This window comes from Streptomyces sp. NRRL F-6676 (assembly GCF_000725625.1).
Classification (GTDB): Bacteria; Actinomycetota; Actinomycetes; order Streptomycetales; family Streptomycetaceae; genus Streptomyces.
The window spans coordinates 1-9,484 of record NZ_JOHS01000095.1 but is presented as its reverse complement, the minus strand read 5'-3'; the positions used below and the strand labels follow the sequence as shown (position 1 = coordinate 9,484).

General features: G+C 66.3%; 9 protein-coding genes and 4 pseudogenes. 9 read left to right on the top strand and 4 right to left on the bottom strand.

The window, feature by feature from the left end:
- From IO29_RS38230 to IO29_RS30785, 4 genes and pseudogenes are all read left to right on the top strand, one after another.
- Positions 1–85, top strand: a pseudogene (locus IO29_RS38230) (IS5/IS1182 family transposase); the annotation flags it as partial.
- A 9-nt stretch (positions 86–94) separates the two neighbouring features.
- Positions 95–619, top strand: a pseudogene (locus tag IO29_RS40280) (RHS repeat-associated core domain-containing protein); the annotation flags it as partial.
- Positions 620–856: 237 nt separating this feature from the next.
- A complete protein-coding gene (locus tag IO29_RS37340; RefSeq protein WP_078618588.1) occupies positions 857–2,122 on the top strand; it encodes a polymorphic toxin-type HINT domain-containing protein in 1,266 nt (421 codons plus the stop codon).
- A 1-nt stretch (position 2,123) separates the two neighbouring features.
- Positions 2,124–2,465: a hypothetical protein gene (locus IO29_RS30785; RefSeq protein WP_078618587.1), complete on the top strand. Its 342-nt coding sequence runs from the start codon at positions 2,124–2,126 to the stop codon at positions 2,463–2,465.
- A 129-nt stretch (positions 2,466–2,594) separates the two neighbouring features.
- On the opposite strand, the gene IO29_RS30780 is transcribed toward IO29_RS30785, so the two are convergent.
- The 3 genes and pseudogenes from IO29_RS30780 to IO29_RS30770 all read right to left on the bottom strand — a co-directional run.
- Positions 2,595–3,833, bottom strand: a complete 1,239-nt coding sequence (locus IO29_RS30780; RefSeq protein ID WP_033226952.1) for a site-specific integrase — start codon at positions 3,831–3,833, stop codon at positions 2,595–2,597.
- Positions 3,833–4,057: a helix-turn-helix domain-containing protein gene (locus IO29_RS30775; RefSeq protein ID WP_030383382.1), complete on the bottom strand. Its 225-nt coding sequence runs from the start codon at positions 4,055–4,057 to the stop codon at positions 3,833–3,835. Before IO29_RS30775 ends, IO29_RS30780 begins: the two co-directional genes overlap by 1 nt.
- Positions 4,057–4,828 (bottom strand): annotated as a pseudogene (locus IO29_RS30770) (replication initiator); the annotation flags it as partial. The gene IO29_RS30775 and the pseudogene IO29_RS30770, both read right to left, overlap by 1 nt.
- Between IO29_RS30770 and IO29_RS38710 the strand changes: the two are divergent.
- The 5 genes and pseudogenes from IO29_RS38710 (at position 4,818) to IO29_RS30750 (ending at position 8,288) form a co-directional block, all read left to right on the top strand.
- Positions 4,818–5,738, top strand: a complete 921-nt coding sequence (locus IO29_RS38710; RefSeq protein ID WP_158709405.1) for a winged helix-turn-helix domain-containing protein — start codon at positions 4,818–4,820, stop codon at positions 5,736–5,738. The pseudogene IO29_RS30770 and the gene IO29_RS38710 overlap by 11 nt on opposite strands.
- Positions 5,739–6,503: 765 nt before the next feature.
- Positions 6,504–6,785, top strand: a pseudogene (locus IO29_RS30760) (XRE family transcriptional regulator); the annotation flags it as partial.
- Between the two features lie 2 nt (positions 6,786–6,787).
- Entirely contained in the window at positions 6,788–7,258 is a 471-nt protein-coding gene (locus tag IO29_RS30755) for an NUDIX domain-containing protein (protein WP_030383379.1), read from the top strand.
- A 131-nt stretch (positions 7,259–7,389) separates the two neighbouring features.
- Entirely contained in the window at positions 7,390–7,782 is a 393-nt protein-coding gene (locus IO29_RS40450) for a YwqJ-related putative deaminase (RefSeq protein WP_158709404.1), read from the top strand.
- Positions 7,782–8,288, top strand: a complete 507-nt coding sequence (locus IO29_RS30750) for an SUKH-3 domain-containing protein (RefSeq protein WP_030383378.1) — start codon at positions 7,782–7,784, stop codon at positions 8,286–8,288. Before IO29_RS40450 ends, IO29_RS30750 begins: the two co-directional genes overlap by 1 nt.
- A 65-nt stretch (positions 8,289–8,353) precedes the next feature.
- On the opposite strand, the gene IO29_RS39840 is transcribed toward IO29_RS30750, so the two are convergent.
- Positions 8,354–8,959, bottom strand: coding sequence for a hypothetical protein (locus tag IO29_RS39840; protein ID WP_420705408.1), 606 nt, complete (start codon positions 8,957–8,959; stop codon positions 8,354–8,356).
- Between the last annotated feature and the right edge of the window lie 525 nt (positions 8,960–9,484).

The window sequence follows — 9,484 nt, the reverse complement described above, 5'->3', positions numbered from 1 at the left end:
GCAGATCTTCCGCAGATCCCGCATCAGCCCCAACCGCATGACCGTCATCGCCAAAGCTGTCCTCACCCTGGAGAGGCAACGCTGAAAGACCTCACTGGACGGCAACAGCCAGACGCTGGACTGGGACGACGAAGGTCACCTCGCCAAGGCCACCGATGCCGACGGCACCGCCGCGTCCTACCTCTACGACGCCGACGGCAACCGACTTCTCGCCCGCGACGACTCCGGCACCACGCTCTATCTCGGTGACACAGAAGTTCACCTCGCCAAGGGCAGTAGCACGACCACCGGCACCCGCTACTACACCTGGGCCGGCCAGACCGTCGCCGTCCGCACCAGCTCAGACAGCCTTCAATGGCACATCACCGACGGTCACGACACCGCCGAAACCGCCGTCGACGCCACGACACAAGCCGTCACGCGTCGCCGCACCGACCCCTTCGGCAACGCCCGGGGCACCCAGCCCACCGCCACGGCCTGGCTCGGCGACAAGGGATTCGTCAACGGCATCCAGGACACCAGCACGGGCCTCACCCACCTGGGTGCCCGCGAATACGACCCCACCATCGGCCGCTTCATCTCCGACGATCCGATCCTTGAACTCACCGACGCCCAGCAAATCGACGGTTACACCTACGCAGGAAACAACCCACTCACGCACAGCGACCCCACTGGCCTGCAATACCCCGCTGACCGCGGCTGCACGACGTGCGCGTCCAACGACGACACGTCAACAACCGACTCGGACAACGACAAGGGCAAGGACGGCCACCACGGAGGCGGAGGGGGCGGAGGCGGCGGCGGGGGAGGAGGCGGCGGAGGAGGCGGTGGCTGCGGAGGATGGTTCTCCTGCCACGTGACTCACGTCGTCCACAAGGCCTACCACGCCATTCAGCGACACCCGGTGATCGCCGCTGTGGTGGCTACGGCCGTGGTCGTGGGTGTCGTTGCCTGCGTGGCAGCCACGGCAGGCGGATGTGGAGCCGTGCTTGCGGCCGGTGCCACGGGTTTCACTGCGGGCGCCGAGGCCGGCGTCGGTGCCGCAGTCGTGGGGGCGTCCGCTGGAGTGATCGCTGAAGGCGGCGCCGTCATCGCCGGATCAATAGGCATCGCCGGCGCCGGCGCGGCAGCGATTGCCAAGGGGACAAAGACCGCGTCCGCTGCCAAGGCAGCGACCCGGTCCGGAGCCAAGGCAGCCGGCAACGCGGCGGAAGGAACCGCCGGCTCCGGCGCTGCCAGGGTGGGCAAACGTGCTGACACCGCAGCGCCCAAGAGCGGATCCAGCCCCTGCAACCACAGCTTCCTGCCCACGACCAAGGTCCTCATGGCCGACGGTCACGAACAGCAGATCAAGGACATCAAGCCCGGCGACAAAGTCCGGGCCACCGACCCCGAGACGGGCAAAACCCAGCCGCGCACCGTCGAGAAGCTGATCACGACGAAGCACGACAAGGACTTCGCCACTCTCACCATCCGTGACGGTCGCAAGCCCTCAAAAATCGTCGCCACCGTCACCCACCCCTTCTGGGTGACGTCGGCGAAGAAGTGGATAAACGCCGGCGACATCAAGACGGGGATGCGCCTCCAAGCCGCCTCGGGCGCCGCTGTCCCGGTCGTCTCCGTCAAGATCTGGCGCCACCAGCACCTCACCCACGACCTGACGGTCGACGTCACGCACACGTACTATGTGCTGGCGGGGGCCACGGCGGTCCTGGTTCACAACTGCAACCTGGGTGAGTATGCCGACAGTCTGCGTGCTGGCTTCAATAAAACTGATGGCCCCTTCTTTGCGGCGAAATACACATCACCGTCAGGGCGAACCTATTTTGGTCACTCGGGTCATGACCTGACGCCAGCTCCCGGTGGAGAAGTGGATTCTCTCGTGCGGCAGTTCACGCCTGAGGGGGGTCGCTACCATGCGGGATGTGCTGAAACGATGTGCCTCATCCAGGCGGAGGCAGCCGAGGGTGCGGCCGGGATCCGAGGGGGATCGTTCGAAGTGGTAAAGGTGCGGGGATTGAATTCGCCGCCCGGTGGCGCGCACGGCACGCCTGCCAGTCCATGTGCGTTGGTCTGTCAGCCCAGGCTGCAGCATCAGGAGATCAGTTTCGAAGGTGATTGATGTGGCCAGAGAGCACCTCCAGGTTAATCGATTCGGGTTTGCCGAATACGAAGACATGATTAAGCTCGCCCATGGAGTAGATGCTCCAAGGATGGTGGGAGTGCTGAGTTCGATCGTGGAGCTGGTTCTCGCAGGGGAAGACGACATGCTCGATTCGCTATCGGATGGTGCGCAAGCAGATTTCGTAGTCCCCCTAGGAATGTGCGCGAGGATGCTTTCGAGTGGTGATTATTCGGCGCTGGAGCTGGTCTCTGCCGCCTGCACCGTGAGATATGCCGCCGAATCGCACATGTCTGAGTTCTCGGATAGCCTCGCGCAGATGTTGTCTCAGCTGCCACGCTGAGTGACGCTAGCGATCACAAATATAGGCCCCGTCGAGCTGCGCTCGGCGGGGCTGATTTGCCGTTTGACGGCAGTAGTTGACGGCAACGGCGGCAGACACCAGGTGTCCGCCGCCGTTGCCGTACGTATGTCAGGGGTGGTCGAGGGCGCGGCCGAGGAGGTCGATGGCATCGCGCTGGAGGCGGACGTGGGCGTAGACGGTGGCGGTGACGCCTATGTGGGCGTGGCCGAGGAGTTCCTTGATGACGACGAGTTCGACGCCCTGTTCCAGGAGCAGGGTCGCGGTGGAGTGCCGGAGGTCGTGGAAGCGGATGCGGCGAAGGCCGGCCTTGCGGAGAAGCACGGTGAAGGTGCGGGTGAGGTTGGTTGGGTCGATCGGTGTGCCCTGCACAGTGGTGAACACGTGCTCGTCGCGCTGCCACATGATGCCTGCGGCCTCACGCTCGCGCTTCTGCTGCTCGTGGTGGAGCCTCAGCGAATGGAGGCAACGGGTGGGAAGGGTGATGCGGCGCTCGGAGGCGCGCGTTTTGGTGGGCAGCGTGGTGAGCCCGCCGGTGCTGGTGCGCTGAAGTGTGCGGCGGATGGCGGCGGTGCCCGTGTCGAGGTCGAGGTCTTCCCAGCGCAGGCCGAGAAGTTCGCCCTTGCGGAGTCCGGTGTGGAGGGCGAGTTCGAACAGCGCGTGCAACCTGCGTCCGCGCGTAGCCGCGAGGAAATGGCGGGCTTCGTCGGCGGTGAGGGGTTCGAAGCGTCGGGGGCGTGGGGTGCCGGTGCGGACGTTGCGGGCGACGTTGCGCGGGATCTCTTCCTCACGCACGGCGTGCTCCAGGGCGGACTTGAGCACGGAGTGTATGTAGGTGAGCGTCAGCGGGGAGAGCAGCTTGTGGCAGCACTGACCGACGGCGCAGCAGCGGGGCTGTTCGCGCCGGGCATCGATGTTTCGCGTGCAGCACTGGCAGGTGGTGCGGAGCTGGTTGAGCCAGGTGCGGACGTCCTTGGCGGTGAGCTTGGTGAGCTTCTTCTTGCCGAGGCCGGGGATGAGGTACCGGTTGACGCAGGTGGTGTAGCGGGTGTGGGTGTTCTCACGGAGTTGGTGTACGGCAACATTCTCCAGCCAGTACGTCAGGTATGCGGCCACGCTGCCCTGGGCGGAGGGGACGGGGAGGCCCCGGTTGCTGGTGGCGATCTTCTCGGTGAGCTTGGCCAGGGCTTCCTTGCGGGTGGTGCCGTAGACGCGGACGCGGCGGCGGGTGTTGCCGGGGGCCAGGACGTATCCGGCGGCTTCCCATCGTCCGTCCTTGCGCTGGTAGACGGTTCCATCGCCGTTGGCTCGCACGCGGCGGGAGGCGGGGGTGTCGCGGGGCGTGGTCATCAGGCGGCTTCCTGTTCGAGGCGTGTGCGGATGAAGTCGGTCAGGGCGTGGACGGGGATGCGACGGGCACGGCCGAGGGTGATCGAGGCGAGCTGGCCGCTGCGGAGCAGGTCGTAGACGGCGGAACGGCCGAGCTGGAGGCTGGCCATGACCTTGGGAACCGTCAGCAGTTCCTCCGGTGTGCTCGGCCCCTGGTGGGGCGTGGCGGGTGCATGTGTGGTCATCAGCAGCCCCCTTCGGCGATGAACTGCCGTGCGAGTTCTCTGCGGTGCCAGACGGCGGCGGCGAAGAGCGCGGCGCCGGGGTTGTAGCCGGTGCCGAGGTAGGCCCAGTGGCCGACGACGAGGGTGGTGTCCGGGTCAGGCTCGGGCAGGCCGGCGTGGGCGCGGGCCTGTTCGGTGCGCCAGGCGCGGCGGGCGTCGCGCAGCGCGCCGAGGGTGGTGGAGTAGCTGCGGGACTTGGTGGAGAAGTGGCCCCGGAAGCCGAGCATGTGTGCCCACTTCCAGAGCTTGAGCTCGGCGAACTCGGGCAGCCTGCCGAGTTCCCAGCAGGTGCGGATCATCTGCCGGACGTGGCGTGCGACGGCGAGGCGGGGTAGCGGGCGGGCCTGGCCGGTGCTGTCGCAGGCGGTGCAGGGGAGCGGGGTCCCGTGGGGTAGGAGGGTGGCGCCGCGGCCTTGGCAGGGGCGGCAGAACAGAGCGTGGTCGAGGGTGCCGGAGGCGTCGGCGGACTTGGTGGCGTACTTGGCCACGTAGGCGGCAACGGCCTGGTCGGTGAGTTCGGCGTCGGTGCCGAAAGTGGCGATCTCGCGCACGTCAAGCTGCTGGCCCCAGCCGAGTTCGCGTTCCCCGACCGCGTTCGAGGTGACGGAGATGCGGGCGCGCGGTGCGGCGGCCCTGATGGCATCGGAGAGCACGGCGGTGGTGGCGTACGACGGTGGTGCCTGGGTGCTGGACCAGGCCGTGCTTTTGGTACTCGGCGACTTTGGCGAAGGAAGCGGATCACTGGGCCGCCTCCACCGTCACCAGATCCAGGCTGACCCTGCCCTTGGACGAGGACTCCCGGCCGCCGTACCTCCAGGCCGCCGAGGCCCTGCGGGACGCGATCCTGAACGGCGAGTACCGCTCCGGCGAGCGGCTGCCCTCGGCCAACGTGCTGAGTGATCGGTTCGGGGTATCCAGCTCCACCGTCCAGAACGCCCTGCGCGTGCTCAAGCAGGAAGGCTTGGTCTATTCCCAGCTTGGCCGGGGCAGCTACGTCAGTGACTCCGTCGGCGGGAGCGCCGAAGAGGCCGACGGCGATCATGAGGATTCCGACGCTGAGGGGCCGGACTGGCCGGTCGACGTCATCTACAACGGTGATCCCCGACCGCCGTACGCTCAGGTCGCCGATATCCTCCGCCGGGAAATCTTGGAAGGCACCTACCCTCCAGGCTCCCAGCTTCCTCCCGCCCGGGAGATCCAAGAGCGGTTCAAAGTCGCCAACTCCACCGCGCAGAACGCCTATCGGCGCCTCAAGCAGGACGGGCTGGCGTACGCGGTCAAGGGGCGCGGTGTTTTCGTGCGCCAGGAACCGGAGCCGGGCAAGCACCATGGGACGATCACGAATTACCTGCTGCGCGATGAGATCGCCCGCGAGGCGCGTGCTGCTGCCACCGAGTTCGCCGACCTCAGCGATGAGGAGCTGCTGGCGCGGGAAGCGGAGCTGGACCGGCGATGGGACGTGGTGCGGGAAGAGCATCAGCGGCTCTACAGCGAGCGCCGGAAGGTCAAGCGGGAGAAGAGCCGACGCGGCCTGTTCCTGCCGCCCCTCCATGACGACGACGCCGAGCCGGACGTATCGCCGAGCGAGAAGCTGAAGACCGCACTGGCCGAATCGAAGAAGCGCCGGCAGCAGCGACCCTGACCATCGGCCGGGCAGCTTGACCAGTGGGTGAGCTGTTCAAAGTTTCTTTACTTGATCAAGGGCGTCCCGCTGACGCGGGCCGCCGCGCGCCGGCGGTCGGTGACCGCCGCCCGCTCCTGTCTGCCGCCCCGCTGGCGACGGCCGCCGACCACTCGGCGCGTAGAGCCCAGAGGCACAGGCCGGACTGTCAATCGGAAGCCCCGCTGTCCGACCGCTCAGCAGCAGACCGGCCGGGTCCCCGAGAGGTCGTCCGGCTATCTCGTACCGTGCGGCGTCGGCACCCCGGCGGAACTGTCGTCCGGAACGCGGCCGTTGTGCCTGGCTGGGGCCGTGACGATGGAGATAACTGGGCTGATGCCGGTGCGGGGTTGAGCGAGACACACGTGGCGGGTGATCGGTTGGCGCGCCCGCCGTCGTGGCTGACTTTCTGGGGCTGAGGCCGGAACCTCACGGTTATGGGCGCGGCGCACACGTGAAGGCCCGTCCCTGCCGGGGCTGACGAGGACGGGCGAGCCTCGATTGGCCGCGCCCGGCAGGGACGGGAGTCGGGTGGGTCGGCGCGGTGCGGCGCCTGGGCGAGCGAGGCAGGTCACATCTGGCGCCAGGTCCGCCAGGGGCGGGTGATGATCTCCCGGTAGGTGTGGTGGGCCGGGTTCTGGCCGCAGTGCCGCAACACTCATTCCTGTGGTTCGGCGAAGTCCTCGCTTGTCGGCGAGGTCTCTCCGTCCACGGCGCACTGCATCGCGTACAGGACCGGCTCCGCGCGGCCACGGCATCGAATCCCGCTGCCGCCTCGCGCTTATGCACTACAGACCCCTCGCTGCCACCCCGGGCATCGAAGTCCGCACCCACGGCACCACGCTCTACAACTCCCTCTACCGCGCCGACGACCAGCAACTCGTCAACGCACACGTCTGGGGCGTCAACGCCTACGCCGCCTCCGTATGGCATCTTCGCCGACACCAGGAGAGCGGCATGTTCGACACCTACGCTGAGAGCTTCAACGCCGTGTGGGCGACGGCAACTCCCGTACGAGAGGAAGGCTGACCGTGGCCCGCACTGAGTACTACGGCGACCCGAACGCGCCTAAGCCGAACAGCATGGTCGTTGCCGCATCCGCCGTCGTCACCGACGATCACGGGCGCATCCTCCTCCAGCGTCGCCGTGACAACGACCTCTGGGCGCTGCCCGGCGGAGGCATGGACCTCACCGACTCCCTGCCAGGCACGGCCGTCCGCGAGGTCAAGGAAGAGACCGGCCTGGACGTAGAGATCACTGGCCTGGTCGGCACCTACACCGACCCGAAACACATCATCGCCTACACCGACGGCGAGGTCCGCCGCCAGTTCAACGTTTGCTTCACCGCCCGCATCACCGGCGGCCAGCTGGAGATCTCCGACGAGTCCACCGAACTCCGGTATGTACCGCCGGAAGAGATCGAGCAGCTGCCGATGCACCACACCCAACGGCTCCGGCTCCAGCACTTCCTGGAGCACCGTGAAAGCCCCTACCTGGGCTGAACCGCCTGACGGCAGTAGCGACGGCAACACCCACGGATTTCCGCGCACAACCACGGACGCCAGCGGAGCGCAAAACCCACGCTGACCAGCGAAGAAGCAGGTAGAGGGGTACCGCGTAGCACACGTACTATGTGCTGGCGGGAGCCACGCCAGTCCTGGTCCATAACTGCGGTGAGGCATCCCTCGACGCACAGGCCGATGCGGGCGACATTCGGGGAAGCGACTTCGCCGCCGAATATGAATCTCGGAGCGGCCATGTCTACCGATCGGACAATAAGGAACCTGTCACCGCTCCGGATGAAATGGCGGAGATCTTCGAGCAGCAGGCCCACCCGATGAACGGTGGATGTGCGGAGATGCAGTGCCTGAGCAAAGCGTATGCAAGAGAAGGTGAACCGGGTATCCGAGGCGGGAACATGACTACGGTGCATGTGAGCGATACGCCCAAGGGTGACCACGGTGCTCCTGCTACCCCGTGCAAGGCGTGCCGCCGAGTGATGGACAGCTTGGGGGTGAATTACTAGTGAGCGGCGAACCGGAGGATTTCACCTCCCGATTGGACCCGACAACGGTTTCCGCCCTGCGGCAGGCTGGCTGGTACCCCGGGCGACACATCGACGTGTCCTCCGACATCCAGTCTCTGATGGCGCAGGGGTACATCCCGAGTCCATTGGCAACCGCCTTCCTCGAATCGTTCCGAGGCCTGAAGATTGGGCCGGCCCGTGAGGACGGCCCCAACTTCATCAACGGCGAACCGTTTTTCGTCGATGCTGTGGGGGCTGGCGGCAGGCATCAGGACGAATCCTCGGCGATCGGCTCAGCCCTCAGCGGCTCATGGTTTCCCGTCGGCTGGTGGCTCAGCTATTCGCATGTCTTCATGCGGCCGGACGGGGCTGTGGCTGCTTACGCGAACGGCCTGATCTGGGGTATCGGAAGCACACCCTACGAGGGCTTGGACCTTATGGTGAGCGCGGATCACCCGTTGATCTGCGTTCATGCGCCCGAAGAGATGAAGCCGTGGCCCATGTAGGGCTCAGGCGCCCATCGGGAAGTGTGGATGAGTCATGAATCAGAACAAAGTCCGAGGAGTGGCTCTCAGAACGCAGCGCTTAGAACGCTCTTCCGATTCCACGGGAATAGCCTAGTGTCCTGAGTCGTTATTTTGTGTGCAGTATGCGGCGAGGGTATCGAGGATGTCGTCGGCGGTCTTCGTTCAGATGAGCGCTTGGGGTTCTTGTTCCACTCGTTGATCGAGCCGCGGATGTCCCGTTCGAGTTCGACGACGCTGCGGTGGGCGGAGCGGCGGAGTTTGCGGCAAGTCAGCTCGGCGGACCAGCGCTCGACGAGGTTGAGCCAGGACGCCGAGGTGGGGGTGAAGTGCAGGCGGAAGCGGGGGTGCCGCAACAGCCACTTCTTGACCGGTTCGGTCTTGTGGGTGGCGTAGCCCACCACATCGCGGACTTCGGTCACGAACTGCGGGTCGGGCGACAGCTTCCAGGTCTGAACGATGTGTGGCTCGAGGCCGAACGCCCGCCAGATCCGGGAGACCGCCGACTGCGACATGTCTGTGGCCTGGGCCATCGAGCGCGTCGACCAGTGCGAATCACCCGTCGGTGGCGTCTGGCCGAGCGTGCTGGCGACCAGGGCTTCGACCTCCTCGTCCGTGGTCCTTCGCAGTGCACCCGAGCGTGGCCGGTCCACCAGGCCCTCCAGTCGGTCCGGGGCGAGCCGGGACCGCCACTGCGCACCGTCTCCCGCGAGACCCCAGGTCGTCCGCGACCTGCGCGTTCGGCTGGCCCTCCGCGCACGCCAGTACGCTCTTCAACCGCAGCACCAGCGCCTGCGACGCCGTCTGCTTGCGGCAATCAGCCCCGCAGCACACGACGTTCGTGATCGGACAACTCCAACGGCAACGGCTTCGGACCAGGCCTTCACGGCGTACGTGCTGCGTGGGGATGGTGGGCTTCCCGAGAGCACCTGGGTATGCCTGCGGTCCTCTGAGTCACTGCCGCCGGTGTCCTGGCTCGGCTGTTGGAGCACTCAGGAGAGGGTCGATGCCGGCCAGGTGGGACAAGTACTGGACGCCATTCAACAATCGATTGGAGAACCCGCGCCTGTTGATCCCTATGAGCTCGTAACACGATCTTGGTGAAACGTGCTGGTTGGCCGTGACCGGTGTGAAGATTCGGCCGTTCGTGATGGTGTGAGTACTCGGCCGTGGATCGT

Bases quoted from the DNA above. Each gene is read 5' to 3' on its own strand.
- IO29_RS30780 (WP_033226952.1), bottom strand. From the start codon at position 3,833: ATGACCACGCCCCGCGACACCCCCGCCTCCCGCCGCGTGCGAGCCAAC.
- IO29_RS30775 (WP_030383382.1), bottom strand. From the start codon at position 4,057: ATGACCACACATGCACCCGCCACGCCCCACCAGGGGCCGAGCACACCG.